This is a genomic window from Pseudomonas sp. Pseusp16 (assembly GCF_047324915.1).
Lineage (GTDB): Bacteria > Pseudomonadota > Gammaproteobacteria > Pseudomonadales > Pseudomonadaceae > Aquipseudomonas > Aquipseudomonas fluorescens_CD.
In genome coordinates, this window is record NZ_CP168522.1 from 6721533 (window position 1) to 6741464 (window position 19932).

A 19932-nucleotide genomic window follows, 5' to 3' on the forward strand; every position below is an offset into this window, starting at 1 on the left:
CTTAAAGCTCCAGCTCCGCGCTGAAATACATCACGTGGCGCTGCTCATAATTGTTGTCGATGAAAGTGGTCGGCTGATTGTCCAGCCGTTGCTGGAGCACTCCGGCCAGCTCCAGGCTGGCCTTGCCCAAGGCAATACGTTTGGCGATGCGCGCATCGACCCGTTCAAAGCGGTAGCCATTGAGGGCGTCATCGCCATAGTAGAAAAGCGCACTGTTCCAGCCCCGGCCCCAATCGCGCAGCCATCCGGCTGAACCACTGTTGCTTGCAGTCTGTCTGGCATCCAGCGGGTTGCTGGTGTCGGCATCGACGTAGGCATAGGTCAGTCGCAGGCGATCGAGGCTGCCGACACGCCAGTCGAGCTGGGTTTCGGCGCCGGTAAATCGCGCCTCGTTGGCATTGCTGGCGATGTACTGATTGTTGCGCAGCGGTTCACTGATCATGCCGGTGATTTCGTCGTGGAACAACTTCACGTCGACCGCCAGCCCCGGTGCGGGAAAGTAGCCGTTGTAGCCCAGTTCCCGGGACCGCATGTGCTCTTGATCGAGGTCGCCGGGGCCACGGGTCTTGACGAAATAGCGGGCGCTGGACTGGCCAAAGGCACCGGGCCTGAGGTTGGTGACCTGATAACTCCAGTTGACGTTGTTCTCGAACATGTCCGGAGAACGGACGGCCTCTGAGTACACCGCACGCAAGCCGTGGCGCGGGTTGATCAGGTAGTTGACCGCCATGCGAGGTGTCAGCGAGCTGCCGATCAAGCGGGTGTCCTCGAACATGGCTCCGCCCTGCAGCAGCCAGTGTTCGCTGGGACTCCACTCGAACTGGCCGAACGCCCGCCAGATCCTGTCATCGAGCGTGCCATTGAAGTAGGTTTCGGAGTCCGCCCGGTCGTAGCGATAGTTCATCCCGCTGACCAGCCGCAGGTTATCGGCAAGGCTCAGAGTGTCCTGCAGCTCGAGGTCGTAGCGCGATTCCCGGGTGCTCTGGTCGATGTCGCCGCAAACGGTCTGGCTCGCGCCGTTGCGCCATTGATCGAGTACCTGGTTGGCCAATGCCTGCTCGGCGGGTGTGCCGGCCGGTGCACCAGGACCGATGAAGCGCGTGATGTTGCGGGCCAGGCGTTCGGTGTAGTTCGGGTTCAATTGCCAGAGCTCGGTCAGTTGCGGGCTGAACGAAACTTCTGCGTCGCAGGCGCGCCAGGTTTGCTGACGGTCCCAGTGTTGGGCCGAACCCTGGATATAAAGGCTGTGGTCGGGATTGACGTCCAGATTCCAGCGCAATGACCCGGCGTAGTCCTTGGCGGTGACGTCGGAGTCGTTGCCCGCGCGGGTAATCCCCGGAAACACCGGCCGGTAGGTATAGGGCCGCTGGTTGGTGCCGTCCTTGCCATTCAATTGCCAATCGAGGCTTTGCCGTTCGTCGAGGCTCTGGCTGACGGCGAGGTTGAAGCGATTGAGGCGGCGACTGTCATGGTAGGCGGCGCCGGTTCGGTCGGTGTCGAAACCGTCGTCTTGCTGGCCGGACAGGGACAGGCGCAAGTCACCGTCCTCCCAGCTCATGCCCTGGCTGGCATAAAAGTCGTTGATGCCGCGCTGGCCCTGGGTGACCTTCATGCGCGTACCGTGACTGTCGGCGGGCCGCCGGGTAATGATGTTGACCACTGCCATCAGGGCATTGGCACCGTAGCTGACGGTATTCGGCCCGCGGAAGACTTCGATGCGCTCGATGTCTTCCATGGCCACCGGTATGTCACTCCAATCCACGGTGGCGAGGCCGGCGCGATACACCGAACGCCCGTCGATCAGCACTTGCATGCGTCGCGCTTGCGTCGCATTGGTGCCGTGGTAATTCACCGCCGCCTGATTGCCGTTGATGTTGCCGACCATCATCCCCGGTACCAGACGCAGCAGTTCGCTGATGTCGCGGGCGCCACTGGCGTGGATCAGGGCACTGTCGATGACCGTCATGCTTCCCGGAACGGCCGCCGGCGACTGCTTCAGGCGCGTGGCCGTGAGCACTTGCGGTAGCGGTTCGTTGTCCAGGAACAAGTCGTCGGCCAGCAATGGCGAGCTGAAAATCAGCGCCAGTACCAGAGGCGAACGCGGTGAAGGAGTACCCGGAGACACAACACATCCCTGTCAGTGATTGAAGGCGCGCATGTTAACCGAGCCGAATGACTTTTCCATTCACGATGTCTGCATTTTCCTCGGTTTTAATGGTCTTCTTCCTACGGGTGCCGGTATTTGATGTCGGGGCTGGCCGCCGATGGGCTGCCCCGTATAATGCCGACATCGCCACTGGTATGGATTAACGGATTGCATATGACTGAACAGCGCCCGATTGCGGTCCTGGGAGGCGGAAGTTTTGGAACCGCCGTGGCTAATCTGCTGGCCGAAAATGGGCATCAGGTCCTTCAGTGGATGCGAGACCCCGAACAGGCCGAGGCCATTCGGGTCAATCGCGAAAACCCGCGTTACCTCAAAGGCATCAGGATTTTGCCGGGTGTGACTGCAGTCACCGACCTGCAAGCCACCCTGGACGCCTGTGACCTGTGTTTTGTCGCACTGCCCTCCAGCGCGCTGCGCTCGGTGCTGGTGCCGTACGCTGAACGCCTGACCGGCAAATTGCTGGTGAGCCTGACCAAGGGCATCGAAGCCCACACGTTCAAGTTGATGAGCGAGATCCTCGAAGAGATCGCCCCGCAAGCGCGCATCGGCGTATTGTCCGGGCCGAACCTGGCCCGTGAAATCGCCGAACATGCACTGACCGCCACGGTGGTCGCCAGTGAAGACGAAGAACTGTGCCAGCAGGTTCAGGCCGCGCTGCACGGGCGCACCTTTCGTGTCTATGCCAGCGCCGACCGTTTCGGTGTAGAGCTGGGCGGAGCATTGAAAAACGTCTACGCGATCATCGCCGGCATGGCGGTGGCAATGGGCATGGGGGAAAATACCAAGAGCATGCTGATCACCCGGGCTCTGGCGGAAATGACCCGTTTCGCGGTGAATCAGGGCGCCAACCCGATGACCTTCCTGGGGCTGGCAGGCGTGGGCGATCTGATCGTGACCTGTTCGTCGCCCAAGAGCCGCAACTATCAGGTCGGCTTCGCCCTCGGCCAGGGCCTGAGCCTGGACGAGGCCGTCACGCGCCTGGGCGAAGTCGCCGAAGGGGTCAACACCCTCAAAGTGCTCAAGGCCAAGGCCCAGGAGGTTGGCGTGTACATGCCGCTGGTCGCCGGGTTGCACGCGATCCTGTTCGAAGGCCGCACGCTGGAGCAGGTCATCGGTCTGTTGATGCGTGGCGAGCCGAAAACCGACGTCGACTTCATTTCCACCAGTGGTTTCAACTAATCACGCTTGCCAGAAAAGCAGGGAGTTGCACATGAACGATCCAAAAGTAGAAGCCAGGTACGAATCCATCCTGCTGCGCGTGTTGTGGATGATCGTCTTCGTGCTGGTGTGGCAAGTGGCGCAGTTCATCCTCGGCGCCGTCGTGCTGGTGCAGTTGATCTATCGTTTGTTTTATGGCGCCCCGAGCGCCAGCCTGATGAATTTCGGCGACAGCCTGAGCCAGTTTCTGGCGCAGATCGGTCGTTTCGGCAGCTTTCACAGCGACCAGAAGCCTTGGCCGTTCGCCGATTGGCCGGCGCCGCGTGCGCCGGAAGGTGAAGCGCCGCATGTCGTGGCACCGGCACCGCATCCGGCTCGAGATGAGGAACCCAAGCTATGAAACTCTGGGTATTGCGTCATGGTGAAGCCGAACCACACGGTTCCAAACCCCACGATTCGGAACGGGAACTGACTGCCAACGGTCGTGAAGAAGTGCTGCGCGCCGCCGCCAACCTGGTGGGCCAGCCGCTGACAGCGATCTATGCCAGCCCTTACATGCGAGCGCAGCAGACGGCGCAACTGGTGCGCGAAACACTGGGATTCGAACCGGAAATCCGCATCGTCGAATGGCTGACTCCGGACACCGACCCGGACAAGGTCGCCGAGCAACTGGTTTCTGTCAGTGAAGCCCTGCTGGTCAGTCACAACCCGCTGGTGGGTAACTTGCTGAGCTACCTGCAACATGGCGCAGGATATCCCCCGGAGAGAGTCAGCACCGCCGGGCTGGCCGAACTCAAGGGCGATGAACTGCTGGTCGGTTCGATGACGCTCGACAGCATCAAGCACCCGTAACGTCGCTTTTCTGTGGGAGCGTGGCTTGCCCGCGAAAACATCGACTTGGTTTGCCTGATAAATCGCGGAGCCTGCATCGCGGGCAAGCCACGCTCCCACAGGGACGTCAAACCCGAAAATTTTTGAATGAAATAGTCAACCAAGCACTTGCTTGGTTGACTACGCTTGCTCCAGACCAAAAAAACAGGAGCGAGTCATGTCTGCTGCGTTTCGTTTGCCACTGGACGTTTTCTACGAGCGTGAGGCCCGTCATCCTCGCCAGCGCTTTCTGGTCCAGCCTGTTGGCGGTGGCCAGGTCGAGACGTTGACCTGGGCGGACGTCGCTCACCAGGCCCGTTGCGCAGCCCATTGGTTGCGAGCGCGAGAACTGCCGCAGGGCAGCCATATCGCCCTGATTTCGAAGAACTGTGCGCACTGGATCATTGCCGACCTGGCGATCTGGATGGCCGGGCATGTGTCGGTGCCGTTGTACCCCAACCTCACCGCCGAATCGGTTTCCCAGGTACTTGAACACTCGGAAGCGGTGCTGGCGTTCATCGGCAAGCTCGACGACTGGCCAGGCATGTCCCATGGCGTCAGCCCCAACCTGCCGACCATCAGTCTGCCCCTGCATCCGCCGGGTACGTTCGATTTCAGCTGGGCCGACCTGCAACTCAGTTCGCCGATCCAGGACGATCCCAAACCTGCCGCCGATCAACTGGCAACCATCATTTACACCTCCGGCACCACGGGCATGCCCAAAGGCGTGATGCACAGCTTCGCCACCCTGGGGTTCGCCACCACACGCGGCACTTCGTTGTTCGGCCTCAACGAGTCGGACCGACTGTTGTCCTACCTGCCGTTGTGCCACGTTGCCGAGCGGATGTTCGTCGAACTGGCGTCGATCTATACCGGCCAAACGGTGTTTTTCGCCGAGAGCCTGGATACCTTTCTCACCGACCTGCAACGTGCACGCCCGACCGCGCTGTTTGGCGTGCCGCGCATCTGGACCAAGTTCCAGATGGGGGTGTACAGCAAGATCCCGGCAAAACGCCTCGATTTCCTGCTCGGCCTGCCGATCATCGGCAAGCGGGTCGGGCATAAGGTCCTCGCCGGGTTGGGGCTCGATGCGTTGCGCATTGCGCTGTCCGGTGCTGCGCCGGTACCGCAGACCCTGTTGCTGTGGTACCGCAAACTGGGGCTGGATGTGCTGGAGGTCTACGGCATGACTGAAAGCTGCGGCTATTCCCACATTGGTGTGCCGGGCCAGAACAAACCGGGCTGGATCGGCAAGCCGTGCCCGGAAGTCGAGGTGCGGATCGCCGAGACAGGGGAGGTCATGGTGCGCAGTGGCGCGACCATGCTCGGCTATTTCAAGGAACCGGAAAAAACCGCCGACACCATTACCGAGGACGGCTTCCTGCGCACCGGCGACAAGGGCGAGGAGGATGCCGAAGGCAATCTGCGCCTGACCGGTCGTCTGAAGGAAATCTTCAAGACCAGCAAAGGCAAATACGTGGCGCCGGCACCGATTGAAAATCGTCTGGCCGTGCATTCGCGCATCGAACAGGTCTGCGTGGTGGGCGATGGCTTGAGCGCACCGCTGGGCTTGTGCGTGTTGTCGGCGGTTGGCCAGCAGGATGCCGGCGGGGCCGCGCGCGCCGGCTTGCATTCCAGCCTGGAAAAACTGCTGGAAGAGGTCAACGGTGCCCTCGACAAGCATGAGCAACTGCGACGCCTGGTGGTGGTCAAGGGCAGTTGGGCCGTGGAAAACGGCTTTCTCACCCCGACCCTGAAGATCAAGCGCAACGTGATCGAAGCGGCTTACGGTGAGCGCTTTGAAGAATGGAGCGAGCGCAGCGAAGCGGTGCTGTGGCAGGATTGATTCACGAACAAGACCAACAAGGAAACTCTGCGATGAGCCTGTGGCGCACCACCCCCAACATCGAGCAGTTGAACGCAATCCAGAAAAACACCATCGGCGAAGTGCTGGACATCCGTTTCGAGGCCTTCGACGATGAGTCCCTGACGGCAAGCATGGTCATTGACCATCGCACTCACCAGCCTTACGGCTTGCTGCATGGCGGCGCCTCGGTGGTGTTGGCCGAGTCGGTCGGTTCGATGGCCAGCTACCTGTGCATCGATGCCAGCAAGTACTATTGCGTGGGCCTGGAGATCAACGCCAACCATTTGCGCGGCCTGCGCAGCGGGCGGGTGACGGCGGTGGCCAAGCCGATCCACATCGGCCGCACCACCCATGTCTGGGACATTCGGCTGACCAGCGATGAGGGCAAGGCCAGTTGCGTGTCGCGGCTGACCATGGCGGTGGTGCCATTGGGTGAGAATCCGCCGACGCGTTGAACTCAAGCCATGGCCTTGACCGGACTGTCATCATTCCTGGCAGTTACGGTCATTGCCGCAGGACGCGGTCTTGCGGACAATCAACGCCTGTTCTCGCTCATGGATTTGCAGGTATGTCGCAACAGATCTTTTTCGCCCACGCCAACGGTTTTCCGTCGGGAACCTACGGCAAGTTGTTTGCGGCGCTGGCACCCGAATTTCAGGTGACGCATCTGGAGCAGCACGCCCACGACCCGCGTTTCCCGGCGGACGACAACTGGTACAACCTGGTGGATGAGCTGATCCATCACCTGCAACAGCAGGCCGGGCCCGTGTGGGGCGTCGGTCATTCCTTCGGGGGCGTGCTGCATCTGCATGCAGCCTTGCGCTGCCCGGAGCTGTATCGCGGCGTGGTGATGCTCGACTCGCCAGTGCTGACCCGAGCCGATCGATGGGTGATCCGGGCGGCCAAGCGCTTCGGTTTCATCGACCGCTTGACCCCGGCCGGCCGTACCCTGGGTCGCCGTGAAGAATTCACCGACCTGGAAAGCGCCCGGAAATATTTCGCCGGTAAAACCCTGTTTCGCGGCTTCGACCCGGAGTGCTTCGATGCCTACCTGCAACATGGCTTGCAACAGGCCGGTGACAAGCTGCGCCTGCGCTTCGACCCGGCCACGGAAATCAGCATCTATCGCGGCGTGCCGCACACCAGCCCGGGCAGCACCCGACAGTTGCAAGTGCCGCTGGCGGTGGTTCGCGGACACAACAGCCGCGTGGTGATGCGTCATCACGCCAGTTCGGTGGACCGCCTGCCGTTGGGCGAGTCGCTGACCATGCCCGGCGGCCACATGTTTCCGCTGGAACGTCCCCTTGATACCGCTGAAATGCTCAAAGGCCTGTTCTACCGCTGGGACGGCCGTCGACAACAGGATTGCGCATGAACCAAATCGTCGAAGAGGTCCGCCTGAGCCTGCCGCACATCGAACTGGCAGCGCACCTGTTCGGTCCTGAGGACGGTTTGCCGGTCATTGCCCTGCATGGCTGGCTGGACAACGCCAACAGCTTTGCCCGCCTGGCGCCGAAGCTCAAAGGCCTGCGCATCATCGCCCTGGACATGGCCGGTCACGGTCATTCCGGGCATCGTCCGCCGGGAGCCGGGTACGCCATGTGGGACTATGCCCACGATGTGCTGCAAGTCGCCGAACAGCTTGGGCTGAAGAAATTTGCGTTGATGGGGCATTCGATGGGGGCCATTGCTTCGCTGATCATCGCCGGGTCGCTGCCCGAGCGGGTTACCCACCTGGCATTGATCGACGGCATCATTCCTCCTACAGATAAAGGTGAAAACGCGGCCGAGCGCATGGGCATGGCCCTGCAAGCGCAGCTGGATCTGCGGGAAAAGCGCAAACCGGTCTATGGCACCCTCGAACGTGCCGTCGAAGCGCGCATGAAGGGCCTGGTGGCGGTCAGCCGCGAGGCCGCCGAACTGCTGGCGCAGCGTGGTCTGATGCCGGTACCGGGCGGTTATACCTGGCGCACCGACAGTCGCCTCACGCTGCCATCGCCACTGCGTCTTACCACCGAGCAGGCCATGGCCTTCGTCCAGCGGGTCAAATGTCCTGCAACACTAGTGGTCGCTGCCGACGGCATGCTCGCCAAACACCCAGAATTGCTGGAGCGTCTACCCTTTAGCCGTGAACAGCTGCCAGGCGGCCATCATTTGCACCTCAATGACGAGTCCGGCGCCGATCTTGTCGCAGACTGTTTCAATCGGTTCTTCGCCATTCCTTGACTTGCGTCGGGCAACTGTCGAGGCTGGGCGGGTTGAAATGGGAGACAACCATGATAGATCTCTACACCGCTGCGACCCCGAATGGCCACAAGGTCTCTATCGTGCTCGAGGAACTCGGCCTGCCCTACACGGTGCATGCCTTGAGTTTCGACAAAAAGGAGCAGAAGTCCGCGGACTTCCTCAAGATCAACCCCAATGGGCGGATTCCGGCGATTGTCGACCGTGCCAACGGTGATTTTGCCGTGTTCGAATCCGGCGCCATCCTGATTTACCTCGCTGAACAGACCGGCAAACTGATGCCGAGCGATCCGAAGGGACGTTCGCTGGTATTGCAGTGGCTGATGTTCCAGATGGGTGGCATCGGCCCGATGCAGGGCCAGGCCAACGTGTTCTTCCGCTACTTTCCGGAAAGACTCCAGGGCGCCATCGACCGCTATCAGCATGAAACCCGTCGCCTCTACGAAGTGCTCGACACGCGTTTGCAAAGCGTGGAGTTCCTTGCCGGCGAGTACAGCATTGCCGACATCGCCACCTTTCCGTGGGTGCGCGGTTACGAATGGTCGGGTGTCTCGGTGGAGGGCTTGACTGCGTTGCAACGCTGGATGGCAACCATGGAGGCCCGGCCGGCGGTGCAGCGTGGTCTGCAGGTACCGCAACGCGCCGATGAAGCCAGCATCATCAAGGGTGCCCAGGCCATGCTGATCCGATGAGTCTATCCATGCGTTCATTCAGTTTGCTGGTGCTGTGCAGTTTCAGTCCCTTGTTGTTCGCCGCCGATGTACCGGGCAGTCAGGACCTCCCGATAGTGCCGCGCATGGTCGACGCCCATATTGTCGACTATCGTCCCGCCGCCGAACTGGAGCGGATCTACCCATTGGGTTCGATCCGCAAAATCAGTGGCCAGTTACGTTTCGACGGTCAGGTCAGTGCCCGCGGCAAGGTCACTTCGGTGACCTACGAGTTACCTGCCGAGCATTCATCGAACGATGCGTTCACCGCTGCCCGCGAGGCTTTGCAAAAACAGGACGCCGGGTTGCTTTTCTGGTGCCAGGCGCGCGATTGCGGTGAAAGCAGCCTCTGGGCCAACCAGGTCTTTGGCAACGCCAAGCTGTATGGCGCCGACGATCAACAAGCCTATTTGTTGCTGCGACTTGCTGCTCCACGGGACAACACGCTCGTCGCGCTGTACAGCATCACCCGCGGTAATCGCAAAGCCTACCTGCATGTCGAGCAGTTCGACGCTTCGGCGCCGCTGGGCGAGCTGTTGCCGACCTCCGCGACCTTGCTGCGTGAACTCAAGAGTACCGGCGAGCTCGATTTTGCCACATTGAACAGCGCACCTGACGAGACCTGGCTGCGCCTGATTTCTCGCGGACTGAATCTGGACACCACCTTGCGGGTCAGTATTTCCGGAGCGAACGCCGAGGCCTGGCGTCAGGCCCTGATTGACCAGGGCGTGCGTGCCGCGCGGATGGAAACCGGCAGTGTCGAAGGCTCTGGCCTGCACATCGAGCTATTGCGGTAGGCTGCATAGGGCGAACGTGCACGCTACGTTCGCCTACTCTATTGCTGACTGACTTTTTCGAGACTTTTGATGATCAATAACGATCGCCTGTTGGTGCAGATCCTGCTCGTGGTGCTGTTCGGCGCGAGTTTCTGGGTGATGGCGCCGTTCTGGTCGGCGATGTTCTGGGGCGCGGTCCTGGCGTTTGCCAGTTGGCCGCTGATGCGCTTGCTGACCCGTTGGCTCAATGGCCGCGAGTCCCTGGCAGCGGCATTGTTGACGCTGGGCTGGATGGTGCTGGTGGCGGCACCGCTGGTGTGGCTGGGTTTCAACCTTGCCGATCATGTGCGCGATGCCACGGCGTTCATCAAGGATGCGCAGGTCGAGGGGTTACCCGAAGCACCAGCCTGGCTGGGGTCGATTCCCCTGGTGGGCGAGCGCCTGGTCGGGATCTGGAACAGCATCGATGAGCAGGGCGCGGCGATGATGGTGTCGCTCAAGCCTTATCTGGGGCAGGTGGGTAACTGGTTGCTGGCGCGCAGCGCACAGATCGGCGGCGGTATTCTCGAACTGACCCTGAGCATCGTCTTCGTGTTCTTTTTCTATCGTGACGGGCCGCGCCTGGCTGCGTTTGTACACACTTTGCTGGAGCGGCTGATCGGTCAGCGGGCCGGCTACTACATTGAACTGGTGGCAGGCACGGTACAGCGGGTGGTGAACGGTGTGATCGGCACGGCAGCGGCCCAGGCGATCCTGGCGCTGATCGGGTTCCTGATTGCCGGCGTGCCAGGAGCGTTGGTGCTTGGTATCGTGACGTTCATGCTCAGCCTGATTCCGATGGGGCCGCCGTTGGTATGGATTCCGGCGACCGCGTGGCTGGCCTGGAAAGGCGAGTACGGGCTGGCCGTGTTCCTCGGGATCTGGGGCACATTCATCATCAGCGGTGTCGACAACGTGCTCAAGCCGTACCTGATCAGCCGTGGCGGTAACCTGCCGCTGGTCATTGTGCTGCTTGGGGTGTTTGGCGGGTTGATTGCCTTTGGCTTTATCGGCCTGTTCATCGGCCCGACATTGCTGGCGGTGGCCTACAGCCTGTTGATCGACTGGAGCAAGACCCAGGCACGGGTTGAAGATCGCCGGCCCTGAGAATTGCATTCTGCTCAGGGCCTCTTCGCGAGCAAGCCCGCTCCCACACTGGTTTTGTGATTGACGCAGATCAATGTGGGAGCGGGCTTGCTCGCGAAGACAATCTGTCAGTTGATACATCAGTTGACTGATACACCGCTTTCGTCGGAACGCCGCCCGGAGCAAGCCCGCTCCCACAAGTGTGTGTATCAGGCGCGTGGCAGGCGAATCACCGCCGTCAGGCCGCCACCCGGGGTTTCTTCCAGAGTCAGTTGCCCGCCCATTCGTTGCGCGGCTTCGCGGGCAATGGTCATGCCCAGGCCCACGCCGCCGGAGTTGCGATTACGCGAGCCTTCCAGGCGAAAGAAGGGTTCGAACACGGCCTCACGTTGTTCCGCGGCGATACCCGGTCCATGGTCGATGACCCGAATCACCAGCTGTTCACGATGGTCCTCCAGGCTGATCAGCGCTTGCCCGGCGTAGCGCAGGGCATTATCCATCAGGTTGTTGAGGCAAGAGCGCAAGGCCATCGGCTGGACTTGCAGGGGGACACAGTGGCCGCTGGCCTGGACGTTCGCGCCCTGGTCCTGGGCGTTTTCGCTCAGGGACTCCACCAGCGCCTGAACGTCCATCCACTGCGGGGCTTCGCTGGTGCGCTGTTCATGCAGGTAGGTGAGGGTGGCGTCGAGCATGCTGATCATGTCGTCGAGGTCCTGACGCATCTGGCCTTGCAGCTTGTCGTCGTCGATTTTTTCCAGCCGCAGCTTGAGCCGCGACAGCGGTGTGCGCAGGTCGTGGGACACCGCGCCGAGCATGCGTGAACGCTGCTTGACCTGTTCAAGGATGCGGCGCTGCATTTTATTGAACGTGTGCGCCGCTTGCCGCGCTTCCCGCGGTCCCGATTCATCCAGTGGCGGGCTGTCGAGGTTTTCGCTCAAGCGCTCGGCCGCGTCGCTCAGGCGCTGGATCGGTCGGCTCAGCAGTTTGGCGCCGTACCAGGCGGCAATGATCAGCGAGATCAGTTGAAACGTCAGGGGTACCAGGGGGCCGCCGAACCACGGCCGTGGTGATCGTTTCTCGAAGTGTGGATCCAGCGGTGGGCGTTGCCCGTCCAGGCCTTCGGAAAATTCCGGTGGAGGCGGCGGTGGCGGCGGGCCGTAATGGTGAAACCAGGCAAAGGCCAGCAGGTGCGCGAGGATGATCGCCAGCAGCAACACGCCAAACAGGCGGCCGAACAGCGTATCGAAGCGCCCGCGCATCAGCCGATGTCTCGGGCATCGAACAGGTAACCCTCGCCACGAACGGTCTTGATCAACTGCGGAGCCTTGGGGTCGTCGCCGAGTTTCTGGCGCAGGCGTGACACCAGCAGGTCGATGCTGCGGTCAAAGGCTTCAATCGAGCGACCGCGAGCGGCGTCCAGCAGTTGTTCACGGCTGAGCACGCGGCGCGGACGTTCGATAAATACCCAGAGCAGGCGAAATTCGGCATTGGACAGCGGCACGACCAGGCCATCATCGGCAATCAGTTGGCGCAGTACGCTGTTCAGGCGCCAATTGTCGAAACGAATGTTCGCGCGTTGTTCGCTGCGGTCATCGCGCACCCGACGCAGGATGGTCTGGATCCGCGCCACCAGCTCGCGGGGCTCGAATGGCTTGGCCATGTAGTCGTCGGCACCGAGCTCGAGGCCGATGATCCGGTCGGTCGGTTCGCAGCGGGCGGTGAGCATCAGGATCGGGATGTCCGATTCGGCGCGCAGCCAGCGGCACAGCGACAGACCGTCTTCACCGGGTAGCATCAGGTCGAGCACCACCACATCGAAATGCTCCGCCTGCATCACCTGGCGCATCGCGGCGCCATCGGTGACGCCGCTGGCGTGGATATTGAACCGGGCCAGGTAGTCGATCATCAGTTCGCGGATCGGGACGTCATCGTCGACGATCAGGGCGCGAATGCTCCAGCGCTTGTCGTCACCGGGCGTTTTCTGCTCGTCGTTCACGGGTGCTTGGGTGTTTTGCATGCGTGCGTTCATCTGCCTGGTAGGCTGCCAACCACAAAGATAGGCTGCGAGGTTGTGGTTCCAGCATAGGCGTCCGGCTCTGAGGCGGGAAGTGCCGTTGTAAGGACCTGTTGCGGTTGCCGAGGGTAGCGGGCCTGGGTGTTATGGGCGTGTCGTGTGTGTATCGAACTCGACACAATGGCCTCGAGGGCTAGTCTTGCCTGAGCCGTCGCGACGATTTACCGATCATCGGGTCCCGCAGCGGCGCTGGTTCCGCTACAATGCGCGCCGATTTCGACTTGCCTGAGAGCCCACTCATGTCCGCCTGCCAGACTCCTATCATCGTCGCCCTGGATTTCCCTACCCGTGACGCCGCACTGAAGCTGGCCGATCAGTTGGACCCGAAGCTGTGCCGGGTCAAAGTCGGTAAGGAACTGTTCACCAGCTGCGCTTCGGAAATCGTCGGGACCCTGCGCGACAAGGGTTTCGAAGTGTTCCTGGACCTCAAGTTCCACGACATCCCGAACACCACCGCAATGGCCGTCAAGGCGGCTGCGGAAATGGGCGTGTGGATGGTCAACGTGCATTGCTCCGGCGGCCTGCGCATGATGGCCGCGTGCCGTGAAGTGCTGGATCAGCGCACCGGTCCGAAACCACTGCTGATCGGCGTGACCGTGCTGACCAGCATGGAGCGTGAAGATCTGGCGGGTATCGGTCTGGACATCGAGCCTCAGGAGCAGGTTCTGCGCCTGGCCGCCCTGGCGGAAAAAGCCGGGATGGACGGCCTGGTGTGCTCGGCCCTGGAAGCCCAGGCCCTGAAAACGGCACATCCGTCACTGCAACTGGTAACCCCGGGGATTCGTCCGGCGGGCAGCGCCCAGGACGATCAGCGCCGCATTCTGACTCCGCGTCAGGCGCTGGATGCCGGTTCCGACTATCTGGTGATCGGTCGTCCAATCAGCCAGGCAGCGGATCCGGCCAAGGCGTTGGCTTCTGTCGTGGCTGAACTGGCCTGATCAGACACCCAGGATCCAAATGTGGGAGCGGGCTTGCTCGCGAAGAGGGCGTGTCAGTCAACGAAGATGTTGTCTGACACACCGCATTCGCGAGCAAGCCCGCTCCCACAGTGGTTTTTGGGTGCGTTCAACGATCGGGTCAGACCTTCAACACCAGCTTGCCGAAATTCTCCCCGCTGAACAATTTCATCAGCGTCTCCGGGAAAGTCTCCAGTCCTTCGACGATGTCTTCCTTGCTCTTGAGTTGCCCCTTGGCCATCCAACCGGCCATTTCCTGTGCGGCACTGGCGTATTGGGCGGCGTAGTCCATCACCACAAAACCTTCCATGCGCGCGCGGTTGACCAGCAGCGACAGGTAATTGGCCGGCCCCTTGACCGCCTCCTTGTTGTTGTACTGGCTGATGGCACCACAAATCACTACTCGCGCCTTCATGTTCAGGCGGCTCAATACCGCGTCGAGGATGTCGCCACCCACGTTATCGAAATACACGTCGACGCCTTTCGGGCACTCGCGCTTGAGGCCGGCGAGGACGTCCTCATTCTTGTAGTCGATAGCACCATCGAAACCCAGTTCATCGACCAGGAACTTGCACTTGTCCGCGCCGCCGGCGATGCCGACCACGCGGCACCCTTTGATCTTGGCGATCTGCCCGGCAATGCTGCCCACGGCGCCGGCCGCGCCCGACAGCACCACGGTGTCACCGGCCTTCGGCGCGCCGACGTCGAGCAGGGCGAAGTACGCCGTCATCCCGGTCATGCCCAGTGCGGACAGGTAACGTGGCAGGGGTGCCACCTTCGGATCGACCTTGTAGAAGCCACGTGGCTCGCCGAGATAGTAATCCTGCACGCCGATGGCGCCATTAACGTAATCCCCGACTGCAAACCCCGGGTTGTTCGAGGCAATGACCTTGCCTACACCCAATGCGCGCATGACTTCGCCGAGTCCGACCGGCGGGATGTAGGACTTGCCCTCATTCATCCAGCCACGCATGGCCGGGTCCAGGGACAGGTATTCGTTTTTGACCAGGATCTGACCCGCCGCCGGTTCGCCGACCGACACCTCCTGGTAAGTGAATGTCTCGCGGGTCGCCGCGCCAACCGGACGTTTGGCGAGCAGGAATTGGCGATTGGTCTGGGAGGTCATGGCAGGCACTCAGGATGAATGAAGCTTTGTTGATAGCCGGTCAGCGACGATGCCGCAAGTTCGGCTGATGCGGCGAATGCACGTTGATCCAGTGCAGTGATAGTTGGTACGGCAGTTCCATCACTGCAACTCATGGGCGCCCAACCGGAGCCTTGATAGTGCTGCCGTGTTCAAGACCTCCATGGCTAGACTGGTCATGCGCGATTCCCCGCTTTCTTCTCTTCGAGGACATAACAATGAGCATGACGTTTTCCGGCCAGGTGGTCGTGGTGACGGGTGGGGCGGCCGGTATTGGCCGCGCGACCGCCCAGGCATTTGCCGCCGAGGGCCTGAAAGTAGTGGTGGCCGATATGGACACGGCGGGTGGCGAGGGCACGGTGGCGCTGATTCGTACGGCCGGTGGCGAAGCAACCTTCATGCGCTGCAACGTTACCCTGGAAAGCGATGTAAAAAATCTTATGGATGAGGTGATCAATACTTACGGTCGCCTTGACTATGCCTTCAACAATGCCGGCATCGAAATCGAGAAAGGCAAGCTGGCCGAGGGTACGCTCGACGAGTTCGACGCGATCATGGGCGTCAACGTCAAAGGCGTCTGGCTGTGCATGAAACACCAATTGCCGCTGCTGCTGGCGCAAGGGGGCGGCGCAATCGTCAATACGGCATCGGTGGCCGGCCTTGGGGCAGCGCCGAAAATGAGCATCTACGCAGCGTCTAAACATGCGGTGATCGGCCTGACCAAATCGGCGGCCATTGAATACGCCAAGAAAAAGATCCGGGTCAACGCAGTGTGTCCGGCGGTGATCGACACGGATATGTTCCGTCGAGCTTATGAAGCCGACCCGAAAAAAGGCGAGTTCGCCAACGCCATGCATCCGGTCGGTCGCATCGGCAAGGTCGAAGAGATCGCCAGCGCTGTGCTGTACCTGTGCAGCGATGGCGCTGCGTTCACCACGGGGCATTCATTGGCGGTAGATGGTGGCGTAACCGCATTTTAAAACGATGCACCTATACCAGGTACACCGGGAATCTGTGGGAGCGGGCTTGCTCGCGAAAGGGGAGTGTCAGTCGACATCAATGTGGCCTGGCAAACAGCTTTCGCGAGCAAGCCCGCTCCCACAGTTTTTCTGGTTTCGTAAAAGGGCCTGGCAATGTGTTTCAAACCATTGGACCCAATGAATTTGGCGGCGTTGTCGCACAGGCCTTCGAACACTCCTGTGATTAACTGCTTCTGGCAAAACCAACAGGAGTCTGTTTGCTCATGGAATTGAGAATCGACCGGCAGGCACTGGTGCCTGTCGTACAGCAAATTGTTGACGCGCTGACCTGCTGGCTGAATTCCAGCGGGGTGACACCCGGTACGCGCCTGCCTTCGGTGCGACAGATTGCGCGAATCAATTTGCTCAGTCAGGTAAGCGTCATTCAGGCCTGCGAACGCCTGGTGACACAGGGGATGCTGGTGTCAGGCCATGGGGGCGGCTATACGGTTGCCGACCCGGCACTGGCCGCAGGTGCAAAGCGCGAGCCTGCGTGGTTCGAGGGGGCTGAGCCCGAATACGGGCCTTGTCCGGGTGAGTTGCGGCTGGGTTGTGGCGGGCTGCCTGAAAGCTGGCGCGAGACCGACGATCTGATTTACGCGATTCGGCAAGTCAGTCGTGCCGATACGGCCAGCCTGTTCAACTACAGTTCGCCGCTGGGTTTGCCAGCCTTGCGACAGCAGATACTCAAGCGCCTCAGGCATCTGGACATCCGGGTCCAGGACGACCGGATCATGACCACGGCGGGTGCCAGCCAAGGGCTTGACCTGATTGTGCGAACACTGTTCAAGGCCGGTGACTGTGTGGTCGTGGAGAGTCCCGGTTATCCGGTGCTGTTCGATCTGCTCAGGCTGCACGGCATCCACATGGTCGATGTGCCGCGAACACCGCGCGGGCCGGACGTGGACGTGCTCGAATCGGTGCTGGTCAAACACCGGCCTCAAGGGCTGCTCATCAATAGCTTTTATCACAACCCGACCGGCAGCAGCCTTGCACCATTGGTGGCGCGCCGCGTGTTGCAGTTGGCCAGGACCTTTGGCGTGCAGGTGATCGAAGACGACGTTTATGCGGATTTGCACAGCGGTTCCGGTATGCGACTGGCTGCGCTGGACGGCAACGTGATCTACGTGGGCAGCTATTCCAAGACCCTCAGTAGTTCCTTGCGGGTTGGTTTCGTAGTGGCCGGTTCCGAGGTCATTACGCGTCTGGCCGAGGTCAAGATGACCACGGGAATGGGCGCCTCACGATTTTGCGAGTCGGTGCTGGCGTGCCTGTTGGCTAACGGTGCCTACGGCAAACTGGTGCAGCGTCAGCGCCAACGCCTGAGTTGCGACCGGCTGGCGGCTTTGCAGTTGCTTGAAGATGCCGAATGGGAGGTTTTCGGCAAGCCGGCGGGAGGCCTGTTCATCTGGGCGCGATCACGAACGTCCGACTGCGATCAGGTGCGGACCCTGGCGCGGCGTCTGGGTGTACTGCTGTCATCGAAGAGCGCCTTCAACCCCTCGGGTGAGGCCGGTGACTGGCAGCGGATCAATGTGGCATATGCCTGCGACCCACGTGCCCGTGCCCTCCTTCAGGCCACTGCCCGGGATCGACCTCAAGCGTTCTGAAAACGACGTTGGCGTAGCTTTTTGCCATTATTCAGGCGCCAGAGCCTTGTGTTGCTTCTGGCCCGTTGCGAATCTGCGTCTACAGACTATGGCAGGGGACTAAGTGCAATGATTTCGGCCGTGCAAGGACGTTTTGCCAACCTCGGTATGGCGAAAAAACTGGGAGTCGGGTTTGTCCTGGTGCTGTTGTTGACTGCGCTGGTGGCGGGCATTGGCGTTTGGTCCCTGCAAACCATCAGCCAGCGCTTCGACGGGCTCAAGCAGATGTCATCGCTCAACAGCGGTTTGCTCAAGGTGCGGCTGCTGGAGCAAGAGTACGCCTTGCACGGCAATCCGAAAACCGTCGATGCCCTGCACGAGGGCGTCGATGGCCTGATCGCCCTGGCCGGCCAGCTCAAGGCCGCGTCAGCAGCCAACGTGCCGGTGATGAATGATGTCGAACAGTCTTTGGGGGCCTATCGCAAGGCCTTCGACGAGTTTGTCTCGCTCACCCAGGCCAAGGACCTGGCGCTGGAAATGGCCAGTTGGTCGGTGTCCAGCGTGGCCAATAATCTTGATGTATTGCAATCCGGGCTCGCCGATGACGGTGCCTATACGCTGAAAGATTCCGAAGGCAAGGACGGTGCGCAATTCATCGAGCAGGCCAGTCAGGTCAGCCAGGTTTCACGCTTGATGCTGCAAGCCATGAATGAAGCGCGCGTGCGTCTGGATCAAAGCCGCAAAGGCGACGACAGCGCCGGGCAGGGCAAGATCGAACAGGCCAGCCAGGCATTGACCCAGGCCGAGCAGCTCAAGACCACGGTCAAGGACGAGGGTTACCAGACCGTCCTCAATGAGGTCATGGGTCATATCACCAGTTTCAGTGACAAGCTTGCCGAGTACACCGGCCTGCTGGAGCAGGAAAAAACCGTCTATCAACAATTGCACCAGCGCGCAGCCCAAGTGGTCGAGCGGGTGGATCAGGCTTATGTCGCTGAAGACCTGGCGATGCAGGCTGAACTGAAAAAGAACTCGCTGCTGATCATCGGCTCTTCCGCGTTGGCCTTGCTGGTTGGGCTGGTTGCCGCATGGTTCATCACCCGGTTGATCGTGGCACCACTGCGCAGTGTGATTCATGTGGCGCAGCAGATTGCCTCAGGGGATTTGAGTGCGACCATTGACGTGACCCGCCGTGACGAAATCGGTCAGTTGATGCAGGCAATGCAGCAAATGGGCGCGGGGCTCAGTCATATCGTCAGCGGCTTGCAGTCGGGTATCGAGCAGTTGGCGATTTCTGCTCAATCGCTGTCGGCGGTGACTGAACAGACCAACCTCGAAGTCAGCTCGCAGAAAGAGGAAACCGAACAGGTCGCCACCGCGATGAATCAGATGACGGCCACGGTGCATGATGTCGCACGCAATGCCGAAGAAGCTGCGTTAGCCGCGCAAACGGCTGACGGCAAGGTTGAAAGCGGTCAGCAGGTGGTGCGCCAGAGCATGGCGCGGATCGAACAGTTGGCGGATTCGGCTTCTTCGGCCAGTTCGAGCATCGAAAGCCTGAGTGCGGAAATCCAGAATATCGGCACGGTCTTGAGTGTGATCAAAAGCGTGGCTGAGCAGACCAACCTGCTGGCGTTGAACGCGGCGATCGAGGCGGCTCGGGCCGGCGAGCAGGGCAGGGGCTTTGCCGTGGTGGCCGATGAAGTGCGTGCACTGGCCAGGCGAACCCAGCAATCGACCGAGGAAATCGAACGTCTGGTCAGCGCTTTACGCTCGGCGGCGCAGTCGTCGGTGCAGCAGATCCAGAGCAGTGGCGAGTTGGTGAAGCTGGCGGTCAGCGATGCCTTGCAGACCGAGAGTGCGCTGGGAAGTATTGCGGCGGCGGTATCGTTGATCCAGCAGATGAACCAGCAGATTGCCGCAGCAGCCGAGGAGCAGAGCTCGGTGGCCGAAGAGATCAACCGCAGTGTCACCAGTATTCGCGCCAGTGCCGATCAGTCATCGCTGGCGATGCAGGGCAATGCCGCCTCCAGTATCGAGTTGGCGCAACTGGGGGTTGAACTGAAGGGGATGGTGGGGCATTTCAGGCTTTGAAATGATCTTCGGCCAGACCAAAAAAAGCCACCTCTCGATTAAAGCTTCCTGTAGGAGCGAGCATGCTCGCGATGGTCGCAAAAGATAACGTGCGTTTACTGGCTGAACGCGGCGCTCTGGAGTCCATCGCGAGCATTCG

Annotated in this window: 18 protein-coding genes and 1 pseudogene; 15 read left to right on the forward strand and 4 right to left on the reverse strand. The window is 60.9% G+C overall.

Features of this window, described 5'->3' with window-relative positions; translation table 11 throughout:
- Nucleotide 1: 1 nt before the first annotated feature.
- Nucleotides 2-2125 (reverse strand): TonB-dependent receptor plug domain-containing protein, encoded by a 2124-nt coding sequence (locus ACEN8Q_RS30525; RefSeq protein WP_413427752.1) that lies wholly within the window; start codon nucleotides 2123-2125, stop codon nucleotides 2-4.
- Nucleotides 2126-2320: 195 nt separating this feature from the next.
- On the opposite strand from ACEN8Q_RS30525, the gene ACEN8Q_RS30530 reads away from it, so the two are divergent.
- The 10 genes from ACEN8Q_RS30530 to ACEN8Q_RS30575 all read left to right on the forward strand — a co-directional run bounded on the left by ACEN8Q_RS30530 (nucleotide 2321) and on the right by ACEN8Q_RS30575 (nucleotide 10938).
- Entirely contained in the window at nucleotides 2321-3346 is a 1026-nt protein-coding gene (locus ACEN8Q_RS30530) for an NAD(P)H-dependent glycerol-3-phosphate dehydrogenase (protein ID WP_413427753.1), read from the forward strand.
- A gap of 31 nt (nucleotides 3347-3377) precedes the next feature.
- Nucleotides 3378-3725, forward strand: coding sequence for a DUF4389 domain-containing protein (locus ACEN8Q_RS30535; protein ID WP_413427754.1), 348 nt, complete (start codon nucleotides 3378-3380; stop codon nucleotides 3723-3725).
- Nucleotides 3722-4177 carry a phosphohistidine phosphatase SixA gene (gene sixA / locus ACEN8Q_RS30540; RefSeq protein ID WP_111281595.1) on the forward strand — a complete coding sequence of 152 codons (456 nt, stop codon included), beginning with the start codon at nucleotides 3722-3724 and terminating at the stop codon, nucleotides 4175-4177. Before ACEN8Q_RS30535 ends, sixA begins: the two co-directional genes overlap by 4 nt.
- Before the next feature lie 196 nt (nucleotides 4178-4373).
- Nucleotides 4374-6041 carry an AMP-binding protein gene (locus ACEN8Q_RS30545; RefSeq protein WP_413428225.1) on the forward strand — a complete coding sequence of 556 codons (1668 nt, stop codon included), beginning with the start codon at nucleotides 4374-4376 and terminating at the stop codon, nucleotides 6039-6041.
- A 32-nt stretch (nucleotides 6042-6073) separates the two neighbouring features.
- Nucleotides 6074-6517 carry a hotdog fold thioesterase gene (locus tag ACEN8Q_RS30550; RefSeq protein ID WP_413428226.1) on the forward strand — a complete coding sequence of 148 codons (444 nt, stop codon included), beginning with the start codon at nucleotides 6074-6076 and terminating at the stop codon, nucleotides 6515-6517.
- 113 nt (nucleotides 6518-6630) lie between these two features.
- Entirely contained in the window at nucleotides 6631-7437 is an 807-nt protein-coding gene (locus ACEN8Q_RS30555; protein ID WP_413428227.1) for an alpha/beta fold hydrolase, read from the forward strand.
- Nucleotides 7434-8288: an alpha/beta hydrolase gene (locus ACEN8Q_RS30560; RefSeq protein WP_413428228.1), complete on the forward strand. Its 855-nt coding sequence runs from the start codon at nucleotides 7434-7436 to the stop codon at nucleotides 8286-8288. The genes ACEN8Q_RS30555 and ACEN8Q_RS30560 overlap by 4 nt, the downstream gene beginning before the upstream one ends.
- Nucleotides 8289-8338: 50 nt before the next feature.
- Nucleotides 8339-8998, forward strand: coding sequence for a glutathione S-transferase family protein (locus ACEN8Q_RS30565; protein WP_413428229.1), 660 nt, complete (start codon nucleotides 8339-8341; stop codon nucleotides 8996-8998).
- Nucleotides 8999-9006: 8 nt separating this feature from the next.
- Nucleotides 9007-9813: a DUF4892 domain-containing protein gene (locus tag ACEN8Q_RS30570; RefSeq protein WP_413704186.1), complete on the forward strand. Its 807-nt coding sequence runs from the start codon at nucleotides 9007-9009 to the stop codon at nucleotides 9811-9813.
- A gap of 69 nt (nucleotides 9814-9882) precedes the next feature.
- A complete protein-coding gene (locus ACEN8Q_RS30575; RefSeq protein ID WP_413428231.1) occupies nucleotides 9883-10938 on the forward strand; it encodes an AI-2E family transporter in 1056 nt (351 codons plus the stop codon).
- A gap of 188 nt (nucleotides 10939-11126) precedes the next feature.
- Here ACEN8Q_RS30575 and ACEN8Q_RS30580 read toward each other — a convergent pair whose 3' ends face one another.
- Both ACEN8Q_RS30580 and ACEN8Q_RS30585 read right to left on the reverse strand, forming a co-directional pair.
- Entirely contained in the window at nucleotides 11127-12176 is a 1050-nt protein-coding gene (locus tag ACEN8Q_RS30580) for a sensor histidine kinase (protein WP_413428232.1), read from the reverse strand.
- A complete protein-coding gene (locus ACEN8Q_RS30585; protein WP_413428233.1) occupies nucleotides 12176-12934 on the reverse strand; it encodes a response regulator in 759 nt (252 codons plus the stop codon). Before ACEN8Q_RS30585 ends, ACEN8Q_RS30580 begins: the two co-directional genes overlap by 1 nt.
- 296 nt (nucleotides 12935-13230) lie before the next feature.
- On the opposite strand from ACEN8Q_RS30585, the gene pyrF reads away from it, so the two are divergent.
- Entirely contained in the window at nucleotides 13231-13929 is a 699-nt protein-coding gene (gene pyrF, locus ACEN8Q_RS30590) for an orotidine-5'-phosphate decarboxylase (protein ID WP_173677935.1), read from the forward strand.
- Nucleotides 13930-14068: 139 nt separating this feature from the next.
- Here the strand turns inward: pyrF and ACEN8Q_RS30595 are convergent, their stop codons facing one another.
- Nucleotides 14069-15073: an NADP-dependent oxidoreductase gene (locus ACEN8Q_RS30595; RefSeq protein WP_413428234.1), complete on the reverse strand. Its 1005-nt coding sequence runs from the start codon at nucleotides 15071-15073 to the stop codon at nucleotides 14069-14071.
- Between the two features lie 236 nt (nucleotides 15074-15309).
- Here ACEN8Q_RS30595 and ACEN8Q_RS30600 point away from each other — a divergent pair, with 236 nt between their 5' ends.
- From ACEN8Q_RS30600 to ACEN8Q_RS30615, 4 genes and pseudogenes are all read left to right on the forward strand, one after another.
- Entirely contained in the window at nucleotides 15310-16071 is a 762-nt protein-coding gene (locus ACEN8Q_RS30600) for an SDR family oxidoreductase (protein WP_413428235.1), read from the forward strand.
- A 263-nt stretch (nucleotides 16072-16334) separates the two neighbouring features.
- Complete coding sequence (locus tag ACEN8Q_RS30605; RefSeq protein ID WP_413428236.1) at nucleotides 16335-17720, forward strand: PLP-dependent aminotransferase family protein; 1386 nt, start codon at nucleotides 16335-16337, stop codon at nucleotides 17718-17720.
- 987 nt (nucleotides 17721-18707) lie between these two features.
- Nucleotides 18708-18932, forward strand: a pseudogene (locus tag ACEN8Q_RS30610) (HAMP domain-containing protein); the annotation flags it as partial.
- On the forward strand, nucleotides 18930-19793 hold the full coding sequence (locus ACEN8Q_RS30615) for a methyl-accepting chemotaxis protein (RefSeq protein WP_413428238.1): 864 nt from the start codon (nucleotides 18930-18932) through the stop codon (nucleotides 19791-19793). The pseudogene ACEN8Q_RS30610 and the gene ACEN8Q_RS30615, both read left to right, overlap by 3 nt.
- Nucleotides 19794-19932 lie beyond the last annotated feature (139 nt).

Coding starts and splice junctions, on each gene's coding strand:
- sixA (WP_111281595.1), top strand. CDS start 3,722: ATGAAACTCTGGGTATTGCGTCATGGTGAAGCCGAACCACACGGTTCC.
- ACEN8Q_RS30560 (WP_413428228.1), top strand. CDS start 7,434: ATGAACCAAATCGTCGAAGAGGTCCGCCTGAGCCTGCCGCACATCGAA.
- ACEN8Q_RS30585 (WP_413428233.1), bottom strand. CDS start 12,934: ATGCAAAACACCCAAGCACCCGTGAACGACGAGCAGAAAACGCCCGGT.
- ACEN8Q_RS30580 (WP_413428232.1), bottom strand. CDS start 12,176: ATGCGCGGGCGCTTCGATACGCTGTTCGGCCGCCTGTTTGGCGTGTTG.
- ACEN8Q_RS30550 (WP_413428226.1), top strand. CDS start 6,074: ATGAGCCTGTGGCGCACCACCCCCAACATCGAGCAGTTGAACGCAATC.
- ACEN8Q_RS30530 (WP_413427753.1), top strand. CDS start 2,321: ATGACTGAACAGCGCCCGATTGCGGTCCTGGGAGGCGGAAGTTTTGGA.
- ACEN8Q_RS30535 (WP_413427754.1), top strand. CDS start 3,378: ATGAACGATCCAAAAGTAGAAGCCAGGTACGAATCCATCCTGCTGCGC.
- ACEN8Q_RS30555 (WP_413428227.1), top strand. CDS start 6,631: ATGTCGCAACAGATCTTTTTCGCCCACGCCAACGGTTTTCCGTCGGGA.
- ACEN8Q_RS30615 (WP_413428238.1), top strand. CDS start 18,930: ATGGGCGCGGGGCTCAGTCATATCGTCAGCGGCTTGCAGTCGGGTATC.
- ACEN8Q_RS30570 (WP_413704186.1), top strand. CDS start 9,007: ATGCGTTCATTCAGTTTGCTGGTGCTGTGCAGTTTCAGTCCCTTGTTG.
- pyrF (WP_173677935.1), top strand. CDS start 13,231: ATGTCCGCCTGCCAGACTCCTATCATCGTCGCCCTGGATTTCCCTACC.
- ACEN8Q_RS30605 (WP_413428236.1), top strand. CDS start 16,335: ATGGAATTGAGAATCGACCGGCAGGCACTGGTGCCTGTCGTACAGCAA.
- ACEN8Q_RS30575 (WP_413428231.1), top strand. CDS start 9,883: ATGATCAATAACGATCGCCTGTTGGTGCAGATCCTGCTCGTGGTGCTG.
- ACEN8Q_RS30565 (WP_413428229.1), top strand. CDS start 8,339: ATGATAGATCTCTACACCGCTGCGACCCCGAATGGCCACAAGGTCTCT.
- ACEN8Q_RS30595 (WP_413428234.1), bottom strand. CDS start 15,073: ATGACCTCCCAGACCAATCGCCAATTCCTGCTCGCCAAACGTCCGGTT.
- ACEN8Q_RS30545 (WP_413428225.1), top strand. CDS start 4,374: ATGTCTGCTGCGTTTCGTTTGCCACTGGACGTTTTCTACGAGCGTGAG.
- ACEN8Q_RS30600 (WP_413428235.1), top strand. CDS start 15,310: ATGAGCATGACGTTTTCCGGCCAGGTGGTCGTGGTGACGGGTGGGGCG.